Source organism: Winslowiella arboricola (genome assembly GCF_025527015.1).
Taxonomy (GTDB): domain Bacteria; phylum Pseudomonadota; class Gammaproteobacteria; order Enterobacterales; family Enterobacteriaceae; genus Erwinia; species Erwinia arboricola.
In genome coordinates, this window is sequence record NZ_JAODIM010000042.1 from 419106 (window position 1) to 441372 (window position 22267).

Sequence of the window (22267 nt, forward strand, 5' to 3'; positions counted from 1 at the left end):
TTTGCTCTCCTGTTTGATACAACCAAAAAAGTGACTGATAACGGCTTTGTGACAAAGCCTTGCAGTGTTATCGGCATTGGCAGCAAAAACTTCAGAAGTAAACCTCAAATACATGCGTGCGTTTGCTGAAGCCTGGCCGGATACAGAATTTGTGCAAGCGGTGCTTGCACAATTGCCCTGGTATCACCAACTGGCCTTGCTGGACAAGCTGACCCACCAGGAGGATCGCCGTTGGTATGCCGCCAGGGCTATTGAACATAACTGGTCGCGCAATGTACTGGTAATGCAAATTGAAAGTCGCTTGTTACAGCGTAGCGGCACCACAGTGACCAACTTCGATATCAGCCTGCCTCTGGTGCAGTCTGACCTGGTGCGCGAATCTGACCCTGACCCGAAATCCTGCTCAATTTCGTAACAGAATTTCGGCATGATGCATACTCCCCTGAACGGAGGTGGTGCCGATGAAAAAATCACGATTCACCGAAGAGCAGATTGTCTTTGCCCTGAAGCAGGCTGAGCTGGGTACGTCAGTGCCGGAAGTCTGCCGCAAGCTGGGTATATCCGACGCCAATTTTTACACGTGGCGGGGATACGAGCGCGCTCAACCCAACTAGCAAGCTTGATTATAGGTTTGTTCAAGAATAAATTAACATCCTAATTTCTATACTTTTAAGGTTAGTTCATGGCTTGTAGTAGGGGAAAAGCTTCTCCAAACGCAAATACAATTAGACGGCTTTTTGCAAGTTCAGGCGGTTTTTGCCAAAATCCACAATGCTTGCAACCTTTGTTTGTTGATGCTGGTGACAAAAACATAACAATTGGAGAACTTGCTCACATTTTCAGCGCCATTGATAATGGTCCAAGAACCAATACTGATCTAACTGATGAGCAGCGAGGCCAATTTGATAACATCATTCTTGTATGCGCTAATTGCCATACGAAAATTGACAAGGCAGAAGAACATTTTACTGATGAAATGATCCGCTCTTGGAAAAAAGACCATATCGATAAGATTAATGCAACTTTTGGCGTTAAAACATACGAGAACAGAGAATCTGTTAGACAGGAGTTAGAAAAATACTTCAGAGAAAACAATACGATTTTTGTAACATATGGGCCAACCCAAGAGAATAGCGTTGACCCCGAAAATCCAAATGCAGAAGTGTGGTTAAGGAAAATACAATCTCACATCTTACCCAACAATAGAAAAATACAGCGACTAGTTGAACAAAACTATCATCTCATGAGTGAAGATGAAAAGAATGTTTTTTCAAAGCTTTGCGTTCATATAGATGACTTTGAATCAAAGCATTTGGGTTTAACCGATGCTAATGGTAGTAGGTTTCCAGAGGCTGCATCAGAACTATTTATAGGATGAATTCAATGAGCATAAATGCAAGTGAAGGCTATATTTCATGGATGGTCGGAAAATTACAAGAAAGCAAAGGTGTTGAAAATATTGAGGTAGCAGATAATGGGACTTTAGTGGTTATTACTACTGGGGGGGAAACCTATTCAATTGGAGCAATCAACACTGGCCGGATAACATGCCCCGAGCTAAATGAATATCTAGAGAATAAGGAAATTTATTTGCTATCAGTCAAGGGGGGTGTTGAATTTATCTCTGGGGATGCAATGAAATTGCTTGAGCAAAAAAAAATAGGAGTGGATTCATTTGGGCATATTGCATCTTCTTTAAGTTCTAACAATCCACATGAACATATTGACAAAGAACATTTGTTTATTAATCGAGTGTTCAAACAACATTCACATGTAAGCTCTGTAGAGCGAGAGACCAACAAAAAATATAGACTTAAAAGACGTGGGATGGCGGATTTGGTTATTGTTGCTGTGAATGATTATGATATGACAGCGGGTTCTGTAAGAGATGCTATAGGGCTGCATGGCAATTGTGATATTGTTTTTTCTTCCAATCCTAATGGGCGGTTGACGACTCCGGCAAAAGAAGCCGCTGAAAGTATTGGGGTGGAACTTTACAAGTTAAGTGATTTATTGCGAAGAATTTCACGGTAGTGGATTTTAAAAATACGATTAAATCGATCTGTGATGTTATTATATGTCATAGTTTCTATGTGGTTGATATATATGTGTTTGGATCAGCATTAAAGAATTTTGGCAGCGCAAATGACATTGACATACTTGTGATGGGTGATAGTGTCGACGGTTTATTATTAAAGGGAAAGCTGCGAGATCTGGGTTTGTTTATTCCAGTTCATGTTATCTCAATGACTCGTACTGAAGAGTATGAGTTGAATTTTATTAAATCCGTTGGGGCTTCTCTGCTTGTTGTTGATAAAAGCGTTGAGGTTGATTTTGTATATGATAAATTGTATTAGTCGCGACTTGATCTTACACTGGACCTTGAAAGGTTGAGAATTACCGATATCTCTTCTATTTCCTGAATGTTTCTATGTGAAAAACTATGTAGTTCTTGATCTACATGCTCAGTTATAAATTCATTTAATGAATTATAGAGTAAAAATTCATTGTGTAAACCAAGATTGGCCAGGTCTTTTTTTAAATCAGAATGGAACTCTTTTTTTGTTTGTCTGGAGACATAAAGTTATGTGAGTTATTTGTAATAAAAGCAATCATATCTTCCATTTTACTCTTGTGTAAATATTGTTCAGCCCATTCCAGATTAACGCATCTCTATAGCCTTTTTCATGGTCTCTAAATGGCCGCTTGGGAAAAATTTCTTTTTTAATAACAGATCATTATCAATGTATGATGATGATATAATATGTGTGTTGGGGAACATTTTTAACAATTCATTTTGAAAGCTGAATTTTTTGATTTCATCATTTAAATCATCGGTGAGAAACTAATTTTCTGATAGTTTCTTTATTCTCCCTTTTAATTGGATTATTACTTTTTGCAACTTTTCAAGTTCCTCATTGTTTTTTTGGTTTCCTTGAATACTACGAAAGGTATGATGAGTTGATTTTCTGCTGTGTTATTAATAAAGTTAGATAGAACTTGAAACATAGCGCTAGACATCTTCCAATTATTATAAAATATGTTCGTATCTATTAGTATTAATATTTTATTTCTTCCGTTATACTTGATTGAATACTGTGCCTGAAATAACCTCGCAGTATTGCTTTTGGAACGTTATAAGTATAAGCGGAAACTTTCCCGTTCTGCTTCATTTCTTAAATAAAATAAATGAATGGCGAGCCATTTTGTCAAAAACTCAGCGTAAAAACAACGTAATAAAATCTGCATAGCTGACCTGCGCCCAGTTGTTTGACACGCAATAGTTTCAGAAAAGTCTGGCACAAAGCGGACCGACATTATGGATCATTCATTATAGGCGTGTCCGATGTGTGGGGACTTCAACTAAGCGATATGCATAGCCCAGGTTAACCCCTTTTTAGCGCGGTATAATGCTTCTTGCGTACCACATGCCGCCCTTTAACCCCAACCTCTCCGGCCTTATCAGGCCTGCGCGCTTCGCTTGCCAACCCCCGTGTACTATGTGGGTGTGGCGGTCTTGCTGTCCCCCTGATCGTACCACAGCGTTCTCGCAGTCAAGGGCTGCGCGTGCTAGCACTCTTGCGGCCTGAAGGCCGTCGCTGACCTTTGACTGTCTGCACTGCGCTGTGTTGACGGGGGGCCGGGCAATTCCGCCCTGGCAATCTGAGGGTCATCTTATGAACGATAAATCGCACATTTCGCTGGAACAACGTGTTTGCCTGGTTTGCGGTACTACGTTCGACACAGGCTGCATTCTGCTGGACGGGCGTCTTCGCGCTAGCATGGAGCAGCATACGACGACAGGCTGGGGGATCTGCACTGAATATCAACAACTGTTCGATGAAGGTTATGTCGCTCTGGTCGAATGCGATCCGCAGCGCAGTGATATGTTATCGGGAGACACACGCATAAAACATCATAGTATTACGCTAAGATAATCACGGGAAGTCAGGCAATGGGAAGCGTAACATTATTCTGCAATTGACTGATTTAAAATCACTGTTATCTAATTATAGGGTGTTCAAAATATAAGCTGTGATGATTTTAACACGCTGACCGCTGTGCTACAGTCCTGCGTGTGTCAAACGGACGACAGGACAGCGGCAATGAATGCCAGTACACCCACACCGCACGATGCAGTCTTCAAACAGTTCCTTACCCGCACTGAGACTGCCAGGGATTTCCTGGAAATCCATCTGCCGCCAGCGCTGCTGGCACGTTGCGATCTGAAGACACTAAAGCTGGAGTCTGGCAGCTTTATCGAGCGAGAGTTACGCGGGATTCAGTCTGACATCCTCTACTCGCTACAGACTGACAGCGGTGAGGGTTATATTTACTGTCTGATTGAGCATCAGAGTAAGCCCGACAGGCTGATGACTTTCCGCCTGATGCGTTATGCGCTGGCAGCGATGCAGCGGCATCTTGATAACAACAGGAAGAAAAAAGAATTGCCGCTGGTGATTCCTGTCCTGTTTTACCATGGCAGGGATAGCCCCTACCCGCACTCCATGAACTGGCTGGATGCGTTCAGTGATGCGGAATCGGCGCGGCAGCTTTACTGCGGCCATTTTCCACTGGTGGATGTTACTGTGATCAGCGACGATGACATTATCCGGCACCGGCGTGTTGCTGCGCTGGAGCTGGTGCAGAAGCATATTCGCCAGCGGGATATAGCGGAACTGGAGCCGCATCTGGTCATGCTGTTGCAGCTGGATTACACTACACCCGAGCAGCTAGAGGCTTTATTCAGCTATATGCTGATGGCCGGGGATACGGAAAATCCTGGCCTGTTAATCAGCAGCCTGGCGCAGAGTTTACCGCAACACGAGGAGATACTGATGACCATCGCGCAAAAACTTCAGGATAAAGCCCGGAAGGAGGGAATGCTGCTGGGCGAGCAGAAAGGTCGTCAGGCCGAACGTCTGGAAACCAAACTGGAAATCGCCCGTAAGATGCTGGCAAATGGTATGGATCACAACACAGTGATGACGATGACCGGTCTGACTCAAGACGACGTCGAGCTTTTCTGTCATTAATCAGTTTAGCTGACGTCGTATTTTATTTGCTGCGTCAGTATGCCTGTACCCTTGCTTATCTTCTGCCACCGATTTGCTAAGCGCACAATGCAAAAAGCCCGCTCAGGTTTCCCTGAGCGGGCTTTTCTATGTATGGCTCCTCTGACTGGACTCGAACCAGTGACATACGGATTAACAGTCCGCCGTTCTACCGACTGAACTACAGAGGAATCGTTGGAACGGGGCGAATATTAGCGATGCCGCTGGTGAATGTCAAAGGCGGAATTCACCTTTTCAGTGCGTTTGCTGGCAAAAACAGCGAATTGCTGTTTTTCCGGCTGATATGGCTGAAATCTAATCTGCTGACTGGATCCCACTTTAAAGCGATTTCAGGGCAGATGTTAGATGTGTGTCAAATTTTTGTTATTTGTCGATTTTAAAACGCGTGTTTCAGTGCTTTTATTATGAAAGTTTCAAACTAGATAATTATGAAACAAACGAACTAAAATAATTGCGCAGGTCACTTTTGTGCAAAAAGTGAAACAAAGTTTTGAAATAAATATTTTAATTAACAATAAGTTGATTAAAAGATGCAAGCGGTAATTTTAGCAGCAGAATCATAGAGTCTGACCTCTACCTACTCATAAAGTCGTCGGTGACGTTGTGTGAATGTAAAAGATATTTTTCATTCGTCGTCCAGCCCAGCCTTCGCATGTTAACGATTATAAGGGTTACCCATGAACTTCAAAAAAGCGATCGTAACGTCGATGTTAGCCTGCATGTTGCCAACAGCCGCCTTTGCCAAAGATATTCAGGTCGGTGTATCCATGGCGCTATTTGATGACAACTTTCTGACTATTGTGCGCACCGCGATTCAGAAAGAGATGCAGCAGGATGGTGTAAAAGGGCAGGTTGAAGACGCCAAAGGCGACGTTGCTCAACAATTGCAGCAGGTACAGAACTTTATTGGTCAGGGTGTGGACGCGATTATCGTCAACCCGGTGGATACCAATGCGGTAAAACCGATTATGGATCAGGCGACCAAAGCGGGCATTCCGCTGGTGTTTGTTAACCGCCGTCCACAGGCACCGCTAACCGATAAAATGGCTTACGTAGGCTCCGATTCCGAACTGGCTGGTCGCTTGCAGATGGAAGCGCTGGCGAAAGCGTTAAACGGTAAAGGCAACGTGGCGATTCTGCTGGGCGACCTGGCGAACGAAGCGACCCGCGACCGTACCAAAGGTGTGGAAGCGGTAGCAGCGAAATTCCCTGATATCAAAATCGTGCAGAAACAGACTGCCAAATTCCAGCGTAATGATGCGGTGGATGTGGTCAGTAACTGGCTGACCGCCGGTGATGAGATCAACGCCATTGCCTCCAACAACGATGAAATGGCGATTGGTGCGTTACAGGCGCTGGGTAAAAACAGCGATAACGTGCTGATTGCCGGTGTCGATGGCACACCAGACGCATTACAGATGATCAAGAACGGCAAAATGGTCGCCACCGTCTTCCAGGATGCGAAAGGACAGGGTGAAGGTTCGGTTCAGACCGCGATCAAGCTGGTAAAAGGCGAGAAAGTGCAGAAAAACGTGATGATCCCTTATCAGCTGATCACCAAGGATAACTACGTCGAATTCACCAGCAAGAACCTTAAATAATCGTTCCTGACCCAGCTGTACGGAGGTGACGTATGACCGCTTATGCGCTTGAAGCCGAAGGCATCAGCAAGTTTTTCCCTGGGGTAAAAGCACTGAATAAGGTGTCGTTACGGGTTAAGCCAGGAACGGTTCATGCTCTGATGGGAGAGAACGGCGCGGGTAAATCGACTTTAATGAAATGCCTCATCGGGATTTACCGTCCCGATGACGGCATCATCCGCATTAAAGGCGAGCCGGTGCAGTTTGATGACACCATGGACGCACTGCGTTCTGGCATCTCGATGATCCACCAGGAGCTTAATCTGGTGCCGCATATGACGGTAGCCGAGAATATCTGGTTAGGCCGGGAACCGATGAAGTACGGTTTTGTCGACCACGCCAGGCTCAATAAAATCACCGCTGAACTGCTTAGCAAACTGAACATTCGTCTTAAAGCCCACCAGATGGTCGGCGAGCTAAGTATTGCCGCCCAGCAGATGGTGGAAATTGCCAAAGCGGTGTCGTGGAATGCTGACATTGTGATTATGGATGAGCCAACCTCCGCCCTGACCGAAGGGGAAGTGGCGCATCTGTTTACCATTATTCGTGACCTGCGGACGCAGGGCAAAGCCATCATCTATATCAGTCATAAAATGGATGAGATCTTTGCCATTACCGATGAAGTCAGCGTGTTCCGTGATGGCGCCTGGGTGGCGAGCGATCAGACCGCCAGTTATACGCGCCAGTCGCTGATTACCCAGATGGTCGGCCGCGAATTAACCCAGCTGTTCCCGAAATTTAATAACGATATCGGCAGCGACGTGCTGACGGTGCGCAACCTGACGCTGAAGGACAAGTTTCACGATATCAGTTTCAGCGTGCGACGCGGCGAAATCCTTGGCGTGGCCGGGCTGGTCGGCGCCGGACGCAGTGAAGTGATGGAAAGTCTGTTTGGTATGGCGTCGTATGACAGTGGCGAGTTGCTGATCGATGGCGTGCCAACCCGTATTGACTCGCCGTCGGTAGCGATTGAAAAAGGACTGGCGTTCCTGACTGAGGATCGCAAAAAGTCGGGCCTGTTTCTGGTGCTGTCGGTGATGGAAAATATGAGCATCGTCAATATGCCGGAATATATCGGCAAGGCAGGCTTTGTCAGCCATGTGCAGATGGCGAAGGATTGCATGGAGCAGATCCGCCGGCTCAATATTAAAACGCCCACCATGGATCAAATTATCAACAACCTCAGCGGCGGTAATCAGCAGAAAGTGTTGATTGCGCGCTGGCTGCTGGCGCAACCGAAAATCCTGATTCTTGACGAGCCAACGCGCGGCATTGATGTCGGCGCGAAAGCAGAAATCTATCGTCTGATCAGTGAACTGGCGAACCGCGGTGTCGCCATCATTATGGTGTCGTCTGAACTGCCGGAAATCCTTGGCATGAGCGACCGGGTAATGGTGATGCATGAAGGTCGTATTACCGGCATTCTCGATAAAGAAGACGCCGATCAGGAAACCATTATGTCGCTGGCATCCGAGTGAGGCGTAAGGAAAACTATGAGTAACGTAAAAGTCAGTTCGCAGCAACCTGCGGAGCGCAGCTCAGTGTTCGACAATCTCAAAAGCAAATTGCCGAAAGATACCGGCATTTTTGTGGTGATGGTCGGCATTGCGCTGATTTTTGAAATTGCCGGCTGGTATGTCCGCGATCAGTCCTTTCTGATGAACCCCAACCGCCTGGTGCTGATTGTGCTGCAGGTCGCCATTATCGGCATTATTGCGGTGGGGGTGACACAGGTCATTATTACCACCGGTATTGACCTCTCTTCAGGATCGTTGATTGCGCTGAGTGCGGTGGTTGCCGCCAGTCTGGCGCAAACCTCTGACAGCCTGTCACCGATGTTTCCGTCACTGGTCAATCTGCCCGCAGTGGTGCCGATAGTCGCCGGTATTGGCGTCGGGTTACTGTGCGGCATCTTTAACGGCGTATTAATTACTAAAACCGGTATCCCGCCTTTTATCGCCACACTGGGAATGATGGTCTCGGCGCGCGGTCTGGCGCAGTACTATACGCAGGGAAATCCGATCAGCTTCCTGTCTGATGGCTTTACCGCCATCGGTCAGGGCGCAATGCCGGTGATTATTTTTCTGGTGGTGGCGGTGATTTTCCATATCGCGCTGAAACATACCCGCTACGGTAAATATGTTTACGCTATCGGCGGCAATATGACCTCCGCCAAAGTATCCGGGATTAACGTTAATAAGTATCTGATTATCGTCTATACCATTGCCGGGGCGCTCTCTGGCCTGGCGGGAGTCGTGCTGGCGGCGCGCGTCAGCAGTGGTCAGTCAAGTATGGGGATGTCCTACGAGCTGGACGCGATTGCCGCCGCGGTTATCGGTGGCAGCAGCCTGATGGGCGGGGTTGGTCGTATTACCGGTACGCTGATCGGTGCGGTGATCCTCGGGCTGATTAAAAGCGGCTTTACCTTTGTTGGTGTGGACGCCTATGTGCAGGACATTATTAAAGGGATGATTATCGTGGCGGCAGTGTCTATCGATATGCATCGTAACCGTAAGAAACGCTGACTGACGCAACAGGGGCGGCGATAGCGCCGCCCCTGTACCTGTAACGCACATCACTAACGCATTTTCTGCACTCGGATGGTGCGTCATACCACACTCGTCTGACCTGCCCGCTATTACTGGCACTGATTATCCGCCAGCCAGTAATCAGAAACGCTTATTTTACCGTCTGTTAGCCCGGTCCGCTTTTTACTTTATGCGCTTAATAAATAATTGGCCTGCATATTGCAATCTTATGGCTGCACCAGTGTTAAAGCTAATTCTAACAGCCGCATTCAGGCATTCGGGGATCCGTAACGGAGGCAAAATGAACTTAAGACGACTCAAATATTTTGTGAAAATCGTCGATATCGGCAGCCTGACTCAGGCAGCAGAAGTGTTGCATATTGCACAGCCTGCGCTTAGCCAGCAGGTTGCGACTCTGGAAAATGAACTGGACCAGCAGCTACTGATCCGCACCAAGCGTGGCGTGACGCCAACGGAAGCGGGCAAGATTTTATATGCGCATGCGCGCACCATTTTACGCCAGTGTGAACAGGCGCAAACCGCAGTGATTAATGCCGGACAATCCCTCAATGGCCAGGTTTCTATCGGCCTGGCGCCAGGCACTGCCGCCTCATCGCTGACCATGCCTTTATTGCAAACCGTGCGTGAGCAATTCCCGGATGTGCTGGTTTACCTGCATGAAAATAGCGGCGCTTCACTAAACGAAAAAGTGATGAATGGTCAGCTTGACATGGCGGTACTTTATGACCGTGCGCCAACTGCCGGTATCACCAGCATGCCGCTGATGAAAGAAGAGCTGTATCTGGTTGGCGCGACCACCTGCCCGGGCCAGACTATCGATCTGGCTGATGTGGCGCTGATGAACCTGTTCCTGCCACGCGATTACAGCGCAGTGCGTAAACGGGTTGATGAAGCTTTTTCACTGCGTCGCCTGAGTGCGCGGATTATCGGTGAAATCGAATCTATCGCCACGCTGACGGCCGCGGTATCCAGCGGAATGGGCGTCACCGTACTGCCTGAATCTGCTGCGCGTTCGCTGGTTAGCGCAACCAATGCGTGGATGGCGCGAATCAACAGCCCGTCACTCAGTCTGCCGCTGTCACTGAATGTCTCCGCACGTCTGCCGCTTTCACCGTCCGCTCAGGCAGTGAAAAATATCCTGCTGTCGCTGCTGAATAAACCGCTGGTTGAAGATCGTGAACTGATGTTAGTGAGCTAATAAAAATCCCTCCAGATACTGGGCGCGCACGGAAGCGGCTCACTCCTTATCACTAAATCGCATAACAAACCCTTTTTTATTATTTGTTGCTATCAATTTGCCTCCTTAACATAAAGGCAACTTAGCAGATAATAGAGGGGAAAAGCGCGTGAATTTCCAGCAACTTAAAATCATCAAAGAAGCCGCCCGTTGCGAATTCAACCTCACCGAAGTCGCTAATGCGCTGTTCACCTCGCAATCGGGCGTCAGTCGCCACATTCGCGATCTGGAAGATGAACTGGGTGTGGAAATTTTTATACGTCGTGGCAAACGCCTGTTAGGGATGACTGAGCCGGGTAAAGCCCTGCTGACGATTGCTGAACGTATCCTCGATGAGGCCGGTAAAGTGCGCCGCCTGGCGGATGTGTTTACCAATGAATCGAACGGGGTGCTGACGATTGCCACTACCCATACCCAGGCGCGTTACAGCCTGCCGCGGGTGATTAAAGCGTTCCGTGCGCTCTATCCTAATGTGCGTCTGGAGCTGAATCAGGGTTCACCGCAGGAGATTGTGGCAATGCTGGTGGCGGGTGAGGCGGATATCGGTATTGCCAGTGAGCAGGTGGTGAACAACCCGGCGCTGGCGGCATTCCCGTGGTTTAGCTGGCATCATGCGCTGCTGGTGCCGAAAGGCCACGAGCTGGAGCAGCAGCAGCCAGTAACGCTGAATGCCCTGAGCCGTTATCCTTTAATCACTTATCGTCAGGAGATCACCGGCCGTTCACGTGTCGACCGCGCATTTCATGCCGCCGGGGTGAAACCTGATATCGTGCTCAGTGCGCAGGATTCAGATGTGGTGAAAACCTATGTCGAGCTGGGACTGGGGGTTGGCGTGCTGGCCGATCAGGCCTGCGAACTGGATGAGCATTCCCGCCTGACGCGGCTGGAAGCCAAACATCTGTTTGAATCCAACACCGTCTGGCTGGGTTTAAAGCGCGGTCAGCTGCAGCGTAATTATGTCTGGCAGTTCCTTGAGTTATGTAATGCCAATCTGTCGCTGGAAGAGATCAAGCGCCAGGCGCTGTCGGTGGGTGAAGAAGAGCTGCCGGTGATCGATTTCCAAATCTGAGATGGTTGCTTTCGTTATTACGGGAGCCGAAAACGGCTCCCCTGGAAAACCGGTAGGGGCGGCGTTCTCGCCGCCCGTGTCGAGGATTTGCGGCGATCTCAATAACGGCGTTCTCGCCGCCCGACGCATACAGCATAAAATTTCGTTTCCCGCCCAAATTCCTTACCGCCAGCATCAGCAGGCCCCCGCATAACGCAGCATCGATTTTCCCGGTTGGTTACAGTGAAGTGATCAGACAAAAGGGGATGCTATGCTCGAACAACGTTTACAAGATGCTGGCCTGTTGCGTCAGCAGGCTTTCTTTGCCGGTGAATGGCAGGGCGCGCACAGTGGCGAGACACTGGACGTTACTAATCCTTCCACGCGACAGACAATTGCCACTATTCCGGCACTGGGTAAAGCCGAGACTGAACTGGCTATTGCGTATGCGGAAGCCGCACGGATCAGCTGGGCGAAAACCCCTAACGCACAGCGCGCGACCCTGCTGGAGCAATGGCATCAGCTGATTTTGGCGCATGCCGACGATCTGGCGATGATTATGACCGCCGAGCAGGGCAAACCGCTGGCAGAAGCCAGAGGTGAAGTGCTGTATGGCGCCAGCTTTGTAAAGTGGTTTGCCGAAGAGGCGCGCCGCATCTATGGCGAAACCATTCCGGCGCCAGGCGATGACCGGCGTATTCTGGTGCTGAAGCAGCCGGTGGGCGTCGCGGCGGCAATAACGCCGTGGAATTTCCCGATTGCAATGATCACCCGCAAAGTCGCGCCCGCGCTGGCCGCTGGTTGCCCGATTATCGTTAAGCCATCAGAGCTGACGCCGCTGTCGGCGCTGGCGCTAATGGAACTGGCGCAGCGCGCCGGGATTCCGGCGGGCGTATTGCAGGTGGTGACTGGCTTACCGCAGGAGATTGGCAGCGCGCTGACCGCCAGCCGCACGGTGCGCAAAATCTCCTTTACCGGCTCCACCCGCGTCGGTCAGCTGCTGATGCAGCAGAGCGCCGACAGCATTAAACGTCTCAGCCTCGAGCTGGGCGGCAACGCGCCACTGATTATCTTTGATGATGCCGATCTGGATCTGGCGGTCAGCGGCGTGATGCTAAGTAAATTCCGCAATGCCGGACAGACCTGCGTCTGTGCCAACCGCATCCTGGTGCAACGCAATATCTATCCGCGCTTTGCCGAACGCCTGCTGGCGGGGGTGGCGAAACTGCAGGTCGGCGACGGCTTTGCCGCTGGCAGTACGCTGGGACCGTTAATTAACCGCAACGCCGTCGATAAGGTGAATGCGCATATTGCCGACGCGCTAAGCAAAGGGGCGACGTTGCTGAGCGGCGGGATCAGTCAGGGGGAGGGCACGTTTGTGCAGCCGACGGTGCTGGGCGAGGTGACGCGCGAGATGATTATCGCCGCCGAAGAGACCTTTGGTCCGGTGGCGCCGCTGTTTATTTTTGATCATGAAGATGAGGCGATAGCGATGGCCAACGACACGCCATTTGGCCTGGGTGCCTACTTCTTTACTGAAAATATCCGCCGCGCATGGCGTGTCGGCGAAGCGCTGGAATTTGGCATGGTCGGATTTAATACCGGTTCTGTTTCGCTGGAAGTCGCGCCTTTCGGCGGGATTAAATTGTCCGGTATTGGCCGTGAAGGATCTCATCATGGCATCGATGAATATCTCGAAATCAAGGCATTTCATTTCGGTGGTTTGTAACTAAAAATAACCGTTAATCCGCTGAAAAACGCCGACGATAAATACATCGCTGGCGTTTTTTTTATTTATCTGTCCCGCCCTGATTAAATTCCCCTCTCGCTGTTTTGGTGCACTGTTAGCATGCTTTGCTCTATGCTGGTGCGCTTATAATGTGATGTAAATCATCAATTTACACAGTCGGTTTATCTGGAAAAATTTGCCTTTATTTACGGCAGAAAATTTTTTTCGCGCCTGTTTTACGCATTTTTATTTTTTAACGGGCTGGCATACTTTCTGCATTACTTTAATAACCGTGAATAAGTTAGATGAAAAAATTATTTAGTTAGCAGGCTAAATAAAGATCGCATCGCTTATTCTGCCGGCCCGCTAAATATAAGGGTTTATCCATGTTAAGTTTCGATCCCGATAAAGTGACGTTGCCCGCCGGTCATTATCTTAATGGTCAGCATCGGCGTGGTCAGGGTAACGCTTTGCTGGTGAAACGGCCTTCTGACGGCAAACCGGCCGCCGAGCTGTATGAAGCGGATGCCCGGCTGGTAGATGAAGCGGTGACGCTGGCCGACCGCGCGGTGAAACAGAGCGGCTGGGCCAGCTGTCCACCGCGTGAGCGCGGTGCAGTGCTGCGTCGCTGGGCGGATCTGATTGCTGCCGATACCGACACGCTGGCTCCGCTCGAAGCCTTAAGCTCAACACGTCCGATCCATGATGTGATCCATCACGAACTCCCTTTTACCGCCGAAGCCATCCGCTTTTATGCCGAATGTGCAGACAAATACAGCGGCGATCTGTTGCCAACCCGTGATGCCAGTCTTGGCATGCTGGTGCCGGAACCTTATGGCGTGATTGGCGCAATCACGCCATGGAATTTTCCGATGTCGATGGCGTCGTGGAAATGCGGCCCGGCGCTGGCGGCTGGCAATGCGGTGGTACTGAAACCTTCTGAACTGACGCCGTTCTCCACGGTGCGGATGGCGGAGCTGGCGATTCAGGCCGGATTGCCTGCTGGTGTGCTGAATATTGTGCAGGGCGGCGGGGCGGTAACCGGCAGCGCGCTGGTGGCCCATCCGCTGGTGCGCAAAGTCTCCTTTACCGGTTCGACGCAGACCGGCGCGCGCATTATGAGCGATGCGGCGTTTAACGGCATGAAGCCGGTGACGCTGGAGCTGGGCGGTAAAAGCCCGCAGCTGGTATTTGATGATGCGGGTGATGTTGCTGAAGTGGCCGGCCGCATTCTGCGCGGCTTTACCGCCAATGGCGGCCAGGCCTGCGTGGCCGGTACCCGTCTGCTGGTGCAACGCGGGATTGCGCAGGCGCTAATCGAAAAGCTGGTGCTGTTGTGTCAGGGTTTCCGCGCGGGTGTCACCTGGGATGAAAACAGCCGCTATGCGCCGATGATTGACGCCCGTCAGGCGGCGAAAGTGCAGCAGATTATTGTCGCTGCGCAGCAGCAGGGCGGCGAAATACTGGTGGGCGGCGAACGTTTCGCCGATACCGGCGACGGTTACTTCTGGCAGCCGACGCTGATCGCTGGCGTCAGTAACGATAATCCGGCGGTGCAGGAGGAGATTTTTGGCCCGGTACTGACGGTGCAGATTTTTGATGACGAAGAGCAGGGGCTGGCGCTGGCTTCCCACGCCACTTACGGCCTGTGCGCCGGGGTGCATACCGGTAGCCTCGACCGCGCCCTGCGCGCGATGCGCGGCATCGCCGCCGGTACTGTCTGGATCAACCGTTATGGCCGCTCCGGCGACTTTATTATTCCCACCGGCGGCTTCCACGGCTCCGGCATTGGCAAAGATCTGGGCCGTCAGGCGTTCGAAGCCTGCCAGCGCTACAAAAGCGTACTGATCGATTTTTAATCCCAACGTAATCCGACAATCTGAAGAGGTCGCGCAATGGCTGTGTTTAAACCGAAATACATCACCTTCGACTGCTACGGCACCTTGATCAACTTTGATATGGCCGGCGCGGCAGCGGCAATTTTCGTCGATCGCGTCAGTCCTGGGCAGATGGCGGCGTTTACCACCGATTTCGCCCGCTACCGCATGGATGAGGTGCTGGGTGCTTTTAAACTCTATCCACGGGTGGTGGCGGATGCGCTGTACCGCACCTGTAATAAGTGGCGCGTCGAATGTACCGAACAGGATTGCGCCGACGTGATGACCGCCTGCGCCAGCTGGGGGCCGCACGCCGATGTGCCTGCCGGGCTGGCAAAAGTGGCGGAAGAGTTTCCGCTGGTGCTGCTGACCAACTCCACCGACGAACTGATTAAAAACCATGTGCCGCGTCTTGGCGCGCCAATTCATATGACCATCACCGCCGAAGAAGTCGGCGCGTATAAGCCGCAGATGAAGGGTTTTGAATACATGCTGAATAAGCTGGAGTGCGGCCCGGAAGAGATTCTGCACGTCTCTTCCAGCCTGCGCTATGACCTGATGACCGCCCATGACCTCGGCATCAAACATAAAGTCTGGGTGGCGCGCGGTCATGATGCCGGTAACCCGTACTTTGGTTACAGCGAAATTAACGATATCGGCGGCCTTCCGGCGGTTGTCGGACTGTAAGCGGAGACAGGAGCAGGCGATGAAACTGGAATCCTTCTGGCAGGCAACGGCGCCCGCTTTTGACGGCGCCAGCGCAGGCGATCTGCCTGCCAGCGCCGATGTGGTGGTGATTGGCGGTGGCTTTACTGGCATCTCAGCGGCGCTGAATCTGGCGCGCAGCGGCATCAATGTGGTGCTGCTTGAAGCTGGCGAGGTGATGAGCCAGGCCTCCGGGCGCAACGGCGGACACTGTAATACCGGCGTGGCGCAGAACTTTTCCGCGCTGGTGGCGAGTCAGGGCGTTGAACAGGCCAGCCGCTACTACCGCGCCTTTGCCGATGCGGTGGATTATGTGCAGCAGCTGGTGGCGAGCGAGCAGATCGACTGCGATTTCCGCCGTTGCGGCAAGCTGAAACTGGCGAGTAAAGCCTCGCATCTGCCGGCGCTAAAAGCCGCCTGCGAGATGATGCGTCGCCATGTGGATCCGGACGTCGAACTGCTGAGCGCCGATGAGGTACGCCGCGAGATCGATTCTCCGGCGTTTCACGGCGGCCTGCTGCAACAACATGGCGGCCAGATGCATATGGGCAAGTTCGGCATCGGGCTGGCCAGTGCCGCCGCGCGCAGCGGCGCGAAAATCTATCCGCAGACGGCGGTGACCGGCTTAACCCGTCTGGAAGGGTATCGTCATCGCGTCAGCACCGCCAGAGGCGAGATTATCGCTGAAAAAGTGCTGATGGCGACCGGCTGCTCCAATCTCGGCCCCTTCGGGTGGTTCCAGCGCCGCATTATTCCGGTCGGCAGCTTTGTGGTGGTCACCGCGCCGCTGGACGCCGGTTTATTGCAGCAGCTGCTGCCAGAAAATCGCACCTATGTCACCTCGCTGAATCTCGGCAATTACATTCGCACTACTGCGGATAATCGTCTGGTCTTTGGCGGCCGCGCCCGTTTCGCCATCAGCAGTCCGACCTCGGATGCGCGCAGCGGCGATGTGCTGAAAGCGGGGATGAAAAAAATGTTTCCGGCGCTGAGCGCGCCAGTGATCGACTACTGCTGGGGCGGACTGGTGGATATGACCGCTGACCGCCTGCCGCATGCCGGTGAGCACGAGGGGGTGTTCTATTCACTCGGCTACAGCGGCCACGGCACGCAGATGTCGGTGTGGATGGGCAGCGTGATGGCGGATCTGATCGCCGAAAAAAGCACGGAGAATCCATGGCAGCGCACCAGCTGGCCAGCCGTACCGGGCTACTTTGGTAAACCCTGGTTTTTGCCCGTCGCGGGCTTGTACTACAAGGCTATGGATCGGCTCTCCTGAACCACTGAACGTTTTACTTTTGAGGGTGTGCAGATGAGTAAATTTCGTAAAGAATTTAGCCCGGTTAATGCTGCGATCACGCAGGCAATTAACGATGTGTCGATCTCCCGCCGCGGCATGATGAAGTTATTATCGGCAGGTGCGGTAATGAGTACCGGCCTGCTGGGCTTCCCTGAGTTTAGTTATGCCGCAGAAACCCCGGTCGCCGGTGGCAAGCTGCGCGCTGCGCTGGCCAACTCCTCTGCAACCGATACGCTGGACCCGGCAAAAGGCAGCAACAGCGGTGATTACAGCCGTCAGTTTATGTTCTACAGCGGCCTGACCGAACTCGACAAAAACCTGGTTGCGCAACCGGCGCTGGCGGAATCGATTGACAGCAGCGACGGCATTCTCTGGCATCTCAAACTGCGTCCCGGCGTCACCTTCCACGACGGCAAGGCGCTGACCACTGACGACGTTATTTACTCGCTGAGCCGCCATAAAGATCCGGCGGTGGCGTCGACGGTGATCACTCTGGCATCGCAGATGAAAACCTTTAAAGCGATTAGCCCAACCGAACTGGAGATCACGCTTGAGCAGGCCAACTTTGACCTGCCATCAATTCTCGCCACCAGTTCATTCCTGATTGTGCAGAACAACACTAAAGATTTCAGTAAAGGCGTCGGCACCGGCCCGTTTGTGCTGAAATCTTTCCAGCCCGGCGTACGTACCGTCGGCAGCAAAAACAAAAACTACTGGAAGCCGGGACTGCCGCACCTTGATGAAGTGGATCTGATGGGCGTGACCGATCCGGCGGCGCGGGTTAATGCCCTGATGTCCGGCGATCTGCATATCGTTTCCACTCTGTCGGCCAATGACGTTAAACGCCTGAAGCAGAGCGGACAGTTCGGCATCATGGAAACCAAATCAGGGATGTACAGCGACCTGATCCTGCGTACCGATCAGCAGCCGGGCAGCAATCCTGACTTTGTACTGGCGATGAAATATATGCAGCCGCGCGAAATGATGCAGAAAACCGTGATGCAGGGCTATGGCGATATCGGCAACGATACGCCGGTGCCGCCGTGGCATCCGATGTTTAACAAAGATATCCCGCAGCGTCCGCTGGACCTCGATAAAGCTAAATTCCATCTGAAGAAAGCCAATATGGTGGGCGCGAAAGTCGAGATTATTACTACACCCAATATCGAAGGCGCAGTAGAAGGCGGCCAGCTGATTCAGCAGATCGCCCGTTCCGCCGGACTGAACGTCAATGTGCGCCGCGTGCCGTATGACGGCTACTGGTCGACCCACTGGATGAAAGATCCGATTGGCTACGGTTCGGTCAACCCACGTCCGACGCTGGATATGCTGTTTTCGCAGTTCTACCGCTCCGATGCGCCGTGGAATGAATCGGGCTGGAAAAATCCACAGTTTGACCAGCTGGTGACTGCGGCGCGTGGCGAACAGGATCAGGGCAAACGCAAACAGATGTATGGCGATATGCAGACGCTGGTGCATGACCACTGCGGCACCATTATTCCGGTGTTTATCAGCTCGATGGATGGACACAGTAATAAAGTGAAAGGGGTTGAGGCCTGGCCTTCGGGCATGATGATGGGCTATCGCTTCCATGAGTTTGCCTGGCTCGCTTCCTGATTTGATTAAGGAGAACGGCGATGAATCGGACCATTTCCAGACTGATTGCGCGGCGCCTCGGCTCCGGCTTATTAACGCTGCTGATTGTGTCGGCGCTGGTGTTTCTGATCACCAGTATGCTGCCGGGCGATGCGGCGCAGATGATCCTCGGACAAGGAGCGACCCCGGAAACCATTACCGCGCTGCGTCAGCAGCTCGGGCTTGATCAGCCGCTGGTGTTACGTTACTTCAGCTGGCTGGCCGGAATGCTTCAGGGCGATTTTGGTACCTCTTTCGCCAGTAATTTACCGGTTACCCAGCTGGTGGCGCAGCGCATTCCCGCCACTTTCCAGCTGGCCGCCACCACCACGCTGGTTTCGGTACCGCTGGCGCTGGTGATTGGCATTACCGCCGCGATGAAGCGCGGTTCGCTGCTGGATCGCGCGCTGGTATTAAGCACCATGGCGGTGGTGGCGGTGCCGGAGTTCCTGGTGGCCACCATTGCGGTGATTATTTTTGCCGTGAAGCTGCACTGGGTGCCGGCGATGTCGATTGGCTCGCCGGATCAGGATCTGCTCGGTTTTCTGCGTACCTACGCGCTGCCGGTGCTGACCCTGTGCTGTGTGGTGGTGGCGCAAATGGCGCGTATGACGCGCGCGGCGATTATCAATCAGATGGACAGTCCGTATCTGGAGATGACGCTGCTGAAAGGGGTTTCACCGCTGCGCGCGATGCTGCGTCACGCGCTGCCAAACGCGGTCGGGCCGATTGCCAATGCCGTCTCGCTTAGCCTCTCTTATCTGTTTGGCGGCGTGATTATTATTGAAAGCATCTTCAGTTATCCCGGGCTGGCCAGCCAGATGGTGGATGCGGTCAGCAACCGCGATCTGCCGGTGGTGCAGCTGTGTGTGATGTTCTTTGCCGTCTGCTATCTGGTGCTGCTGCTGGCGGCGGATATCCTGACGATTGCATTTAATCCAAAGTGGAGGGGCTGATGAATACGCTTCTGTTGCCCTTAAGGTTTTTCCAGTCGCTGAATAACGCTGGCCGCCTCGGTCTGCTGATAACGCTGTTCTGGATTTTTATGGCGATATTCGGCACCGCGCTGGCGCCGCATAATCTGGAGGATATTGGCGGCGGGCCGATGTTTGGCGGCTTTAGCGCTGAATACTGGTTCGGCACCGACTATCTTGGCCGCGATATTCTCAGCCGCATTATGTTTGGCGCCCGCTACTCGATTGGCCTGGCGCTGAGCGCCGCGCTGCTGGCCAGTATTATCGGTACCCTGCTGGCGCTGCTGGCGGCAGTGACCGGCCGCTGGCTGGAGGAGATCCTTGGACGCATCAACGATGCGATGCTGATCCTGCCGGGTAAAATTCTGGCGCTGATGATTGTGGCGGTATTCGGCTCCTCGCTGCCGATGCTGATTGTCACTGCGGTATTTACCTACTGGCCGGGCGCTTACCGTATTGCCTATGCGATGGCCTCCAGCCTGCGCTCGATGGACTATGTGCAGGCGTCGCGGCTGCGTGGTGAAAGCCGCTGGTATATCGCCCTCCACGATATTCTGCCAAATATGCTGCATCCGATGCTGACCGATTTTGGTCTGCGTTTTGTCTATATCGTGCTGATGCTCAGTGGCCTGAGCTTCCTCGGTCTCGGGGTTCAGCCGCCTTATGCTGACTGGGGCACGCTGGTGCGCGAAAACCTGCAGGGGCTGTTTGATGGCTCACCGGCGGTGCTGATGCCTGCGGTGGCGATTGCCAGTCTGACCATTGGCGCGAACCTGTTTATCGACAGCTTACAAGCGATGCGTCCGATAAACTGGGTGAAGGGGGTTGCATGAATATTACGCCACATAGCGCACGGCCGATGGTGGCGGTGGAAAACCTGCGGGTGACTGCCAAAGCCGACGATGGCCATGAAGTATCGCTGGTTTCCGATATTCGTTTTACCGTGCAGCAGGGCGAAGTGCTGGCGCTGATCGGGGAGTCCGGTTCCGGTAAAACCACGATTGCCCTCGCGCTGATGGGTTATGCGCGCCATGGCTGCCATATCGCCGCAGGCACCATTCATATTGCCGGTACCGATGTCACGTCGCTGACGCCAGGGCAACTGGGCGAATTTCGCGGCAATAAAATCGCCTATATTGCGCAGAGTGCGGCAGCGTCATTTAACCCGGCGATGAAAATAATCGACCAGGTGATTGAGCCGGTGGTGATCCACGGCCTGATGAGCCGCGCCGACGCGAAGAAGAAAGCGCTGGAGCTGTTCCGCGAACTGGCGCTGCCGAACCCGGATACCATCGGCGAACGCTATCCGCATCAGGTTTCCGGTGGTCAGCTGCAACGTCTGATGACGGCGATGGCGCTGATTGGCGATCCGGAAGTGGTGATCCTTGATGAGCCGACCACTGCGCTGGATGTCACTACTCAGGTCGAAGTGCTGAAAGCCTTTCGCCGCGTGGTGCGTCAGCGCGGCACCACGGCAATCTACGTCAGTCATGATCTGGCGGTCGTGGCGCAGATGGCGGACCGTATTCTGGTGTTGCTGAAAGGAGCGATCGCCGAATATGGCAGCACCGATGCATTGCTGGCGGCGCCGCAGGCGGAATATACCCGTCTGCTGCTGGAGGCGGCGCAGCAGAAAACCCGCGCCAGCGCCTGGCATGCAGACGAAGCCGATATTCATCCGCTGCTGGAAGTGCGCGACCTTTCCGCCGGTTACGGTCCGCTCGACAGCCGCGGCCAGCCAGAAATCAGTATCTTACAGGATATTAATTTCAAACTGTTTCGCGGTCAGGCGATCGGTATTATCGGCGAGTCCGGCTCGGGTAAAACCACGCTGGCTCATGCTATTGCCGGGATTAATACGCCATCCAGCGGCCATATTCTGTTTAATGGTCACTATATCTCCGGGGCGCTGCAGCAGCGGCCGGAAAATGAACTCAGACGTATTCAGTATGTGTTCCAGATGGCGGACACCGCGCTGAATCCGGCGCACAGCGTGGAAAATATTCTGACCCGTCCGCTGAAACTGTTTCACGGTTTACGCGGCGCGGCGCGGGAAAAACGGTTGTATGAGCTGCTGGATCTGGTGCGTCTGCCGCGCAGCGTATTGTGGCGGCGGCCGTGGGCGCTCTCCGGCGGTCAGAAACAGCGGGTCAATCTGGCGCGGGCGCTGGCCGCTGAGCCGGATCTGATTCTGTGCGATGAGGTGACCTCCGCGCTGGATACGGTGGTGGCGGCAGCGGTACTGGATCTGATTACCGATCTGCGCCGCGAGCTGGGGCTGTCGGTGCTGTTTATCAGCCACGATCTGCATGCGGTGCGTTCGGTGTGTGATGAAATTATTGTGGTGAAAAGCGGCCGCATGGTGGCGCAGGTGGCGCGCGCCGATTATGACAAACCGTCCAGCGATCTTTACTATGAACGGCTGAAACGCGCGGTGCCGGAGCTGCGTCAGGGCTGGTTAGATGAGCATGAAGAGGGCGATATCGCCCTGTAGCAAC

The 22267-nt window shown here is 52.7% G+C and carries 19 protein-coding genes, 1 tRNA gene and 1 pseudogene; 20 read left to right on the plus strand and 1 reads right to left on the minus strand.

Going from position 1 to position 22267, the window contains the following annotated elements; genetic code table 11:
- The first annotated feature begins 64 nt into the window (after positions 1-64).
- From N5923_RS16295 to N5923_RS16325, 7 genes and pseudogenes are all read left to right on the plus strand, one after another.
- Positions 65-415 (plus strand): DUF1016 N-terminal domain-containing protein, encoded by a 351-nt coding sequence (locus tag N5923_RS16295; RefSeq protein WP_267141918.1) that lies wholly within the window; start codon positions 65-67, stop codon positions 413-415.
- 46 nt (positions 416-461) lie between these two features.
- A pseudogene (locus N5923_RS16300) lies at positions 462-587 on the plus strand (transposase); the annotation flags it as partial.
- A gap of 95 nt (positions 588-682) precedes the next feature.
- Entirely contained in the window at positions 683-1378 is a 696-nt protein-coding gene (locus tag N5923_RS16305; RefSeq protein ID WP_267141919.1) for a hypothetical protein, read from the plus strand.
- A 5-nt stretch (positions 1379-1383) separates the two neighbouring features.
- The gene (locus tag N5923_RS16310) at positions 1384-2034 is read left to right on the plus strand and encodes a hypothetical protein (RefSeq protein ID WP_267141920.1); all 651 of its coding nucleotides are present in this window, start codon (positions 1384-1386) and stop codon (positions 2032-2034) included.
- Positions 2034-2357 carry a nucleotidyltransferase domain-containing protein gene (locus N5923_RS16315; protein ID WP_267141921.1) on the plus strand — a complete coding sequence of 108 codons (324 nt, stop codon included), beginning with the start codon at positions 2034-2036 and terminating at the stop codon, positions 2355-2357. Before N5923_RS16310 ends, N5923_RS16315 begins: the two co-directional genes overlap by 1 nt.
- Positions 2358-3677: 1320 nt before the next feature.
- Positions 3678-3938 carry a hypothetical protein gene (locus tag N5923_RS16320; RefSeq protein ID WP_456119819.1) on the plus strand — a complete coding sequence of 87 codons (261 nt, stop codon included), beginning with the start codon at positions 3678-3680 and terminating at the stop codon, positions 3936-3938.
- A gap of 168 nt (positions 3939-4106) precedes the next feature.
- A complete protein-coding gene (locus tag N5923_RS16325; protein ID WP_267141922.1) occupies positions 4107-5036 on the plus strand; it encodes an Rpn family recombination-promoting nuclease/putative transposase in 930 nt (309 codons plus the stop codon).
- 133 nt (positions 5037-5169) lie between these two features.
- Here N5923_RS16325 and N5923_RS16330 read toward each other — a convergent pair.
- Positions 5170-5245 (minus strand) — tRNA-Asn (locus N5923_RS16330).
- Positions 5246-5752: 507 nt separating this feature from the next.
- Between N5923_RS16330 and N5923_RS16335 the strand changes: the two genes are divergently transcribed.
- The 13 genes from N5923_RS16335 (at position 5753) to N5923_RS16395 (ending at position 22263) form a co-directional block, all read left to right on the plus strand.
- On the plus strand, positions 5753-6676 hold the full coding sequence (locus tag N5923_RS16335; protein ID WP_267141923.1) for a sugar ABC transporter substrate-binding protein: 924 nt from the start codon (positions 5753-5755) through the stop codon (positions 6674-6676).
- A 32-nt stretch (positions 6677-6708) separates the two neighbouring features.
- On the plus strand, positions 6709-8193 hold the full coding sequence (locus N5923_RS16340) for a sugar ABC transporter ATP-binding protein (protein ID WP_267141924.1): 1485 nt from the start codon (positions 6709-6711) through the stop codon (positions 8191-8193).
- A gap of 15 nt (positions 8194-8208) precedes the next feature.
- A complete protein-coding gene (locus N5923_RS16345) occupies positions 8209-9240 on the plus strand; it encodes an ABC transporter permease (RefSeq protein ID WP_267141925.1) in 1032 nt (343 codons plus the stop codon).
- A gap of 304 nt (positions 9241-9544) precedes the next feature.
- Positions 9545-10462 carry a nitrogen assimilation transcriptional regulator NAC gene (gene nac / locus N5923_RS16350; RefSeq protein ID WP_267141926.1) on the plus strand — a complete coding sequence of 306 codons (918 nt, stop codon included), beginning with the start codon at positions 9545-9547 and terminating at the stop codon, positions 10460-10462.
- 148 nt (positions 10463-10610) lie between these two features.
- Positions 10611-11570 (plus strand): HTH-type transcriptional regulator Cbl, encoded by a 960-nt coding sequence (cbl, locus tag N5923_RS16355; protein ID WP_267145247.1) that lies wholly within the window; start codon positions 10611-10613, stop codon positions 11568-11570.
- A gap of 250 nt (positions 11571-11820) precedes the next feature.
- Positions 11821-13278 carry an NAD-dependent succinate-semialdehyde dehydrogenase gene (locus N5923_RS16360; protein WP_267141928.1) on the plus strand — a complete coding sequence of 486 codons (1458 nt, stop codon included), beginning with the start codon at positions 11821-11823 and terminating at the stop codon, positions 13276-13278.
- A 386-nt stretch (positions 13279-13664) separates the two neighbouring features.
- Complete coding sequence (locus tag N5923_RS16365; RefSeq protein ID WP_267141929.1) at positions 13665-15137, plus strand: aldehyde dehydrogenase family protein; 1473 nt, start codon at positions 13665-13667, stop codon at positions 15135-15137.
- 36 nt (positions 15138-15173) lie between these two features.
- Positions 15174-15842 (plus strand): haloacid dehalogenase type II, encoded by a 669-nt coding sequence (locus N5923_RS16370; RefSeq protein WP_267141930.1) that lies wholly within the window; start codon positions 15174-15176, stop codon positions 15840-15842.
- A 19-nt stretch (positions 15843-15861) separates the two neighbouring features.
- Entirely contained in the window at positions 15862-17139 is a 1278-nt protein-coding gene (locus N5923_RS16375) for an NAD(P)/FAD-dependent oxidoreductase (protein WP_267141931.1), read from the plus strand.
- 33 nt (positions 17140-17172) lie between these two features.
- The gene (locus N5923_RS16380; RefSeq protein WP_267141932.1) at positions 17173-18777 is read left to right on the plus strand and encodes an ABC transporter substrate-binding protein; all 1605 of its coding nucleotides are present in this window, start codon (positions 17173-17175) and stop codon (positions 18775-18777) included.
- 20 nt (positions 18778-18797) lie between these two features.
- Entirely contained in the window at positions 18798-19751 is a 954-nt protein-coding gene (locus N5923_RS16385) for an ABC transporter permease (RefSeq protein WP_267141933.1), read from the plus strand.
- Positions 19751-20602 (plus strand): ABC transporter permease, encoded by an 852-nt coding sequence (locus N5923_RS16390; RefSeq protein ID WP_267141934.1) that lies wholly within the window; start codon positions 19751-19753, stop codon positions 20600-20602. Before N5923_RS16385 ends, N5923_RS16390 begins: the two co-directional genes overlap by 1 nt.
- Positions 20599-22263: an ABC transporter ATP-binding protein gene (locus N5923_RS16395; RefSeq protein ID WP_267141935.1), complete on the plus strand. Its 1665-nt coding sequence runs from the start codon at positions 20599-20601 to the stop codon at positions 22261-22263. The genes N5923_RS16390 and N5923_RS16395 overlap by 4 nt, the downstream gene beginning before the upstream one ends.
- Positions 22264-22267: the final 4 nt, after the last annotated feature.

Excerpts from the sequence above, each read along its gene's own strand:
- N5923_RS16365 (WP_267141929.1), top strand. The coding sequence starts at position 13,665 with ATGTTAAGTTTCGATCCCGATAAAGTGACGTTGCCCGCCGGTCATTAT.
- N5923_RS16310 (WP_267141920.1), top strand. The coding sequence starts at position 1,384 with ATGAGCATAAATGCAAGTGAAGGCTATATTTCATGGATGGTCGGAAAA.
- N5923_RS16325 (WP_267141922.1), top strand. The coding sequence starts at position 4,107 with ATGAATGCCAGTACACCCACACCGCACGATGCAGTCTTCAAACAGTTC.
- N5923_RS16360 (WP_267141928.1), top strand. The coding sequence starts at position 11,821 with ATGCTCGAACAACGTTTACAAGATGCTGGCCTGTTGCGTCAGCAGGCT.
- N5923_RS16335 (WP_267141923.1), top strand. The coding sequence starts at position 5,753 with ATGAACTTCAAAAAAGCGATCGTAACGTCGATGTTAGCCTGCATGTTG.
- N5923_RS16380 (WP_267141932.1), top strand. The coding sequence starts at position 17,173 with ATGAGTAAATTTCGTAAAGAATTTAGCCCGGTTAATGCTGCGATCACG.
- N5923_RS16320 (WP_456119819.1), top strand. The coding sequence starts at position 3,678 with ATGAACGATAAATCGCACATTTCGCTGGAACAACGTGTTTGCCTGGTT.
- N5923_RS16305 (WP_267141919.1), top strand. The coding sequence starts at position 683 with ATGGCTTGTAGTAGGGGAAAAGCTTCTCCAAACGCAAATACAATTAGA.
- N5923_RS16395 (WP_267141935.1), top strand. The coding sequence starts at position 20,599 with ATGAATATTACGCCACATAGCGCACGGCCGATGGTGGCGGTGGAAAAC.
- N5923_RS16340 (WP_267141924.1), top strand. The coding sequence starts at position 6,709 with ATGACCGCTTATGCGCTTGAAGCCGAAGGCATCAGCAAGTTTTTCCCT.
- N5923_RS16370 (WP_267141930.1), top strand. The coding sequence starts at position 15,174 with ATGGCTGTGTTTAAACCGAAATACATCACCTTCGACTGCTACGGCACC.
- N5923_RS16390 (WP_267141934.1), top strand. The coding sequence starts at position 19,751 with ATGAATACGCTTCTGTTGCCCTTAAGGTTTTTCCAGTCGCTGAATAAC.
- N5923_RS16345 (WP_267141925.1), top strand. The coding sequence starts at position 8,209 with ATGAGTAACGTAAAAGTCAGTTCGCAGCAACCTGCGGAGCGCAGCTCA.
- N5923_RS16375 (WP_267141931.1), top strand. The coding sequence starts at position 15,862 with ATGAAACTGGAATCCTTCTGGCAGGCAACGGCGCCCGCTTTTGACGGC.
- nac (WP_267141926.1), top strand. The coding sequence starts at position 9,545 with ATGAACTTAAGACGACTCAAATATTTTGTGAAAATCGTCGATATCGGC.
- N5923_RS16385 (WP_267141933.1), top strand. The coding sequence starts at position 18,798 with ATGAATCGGACCATTTCCAGACTGATTGCGCGGCGCCTCGGCTCCGGC.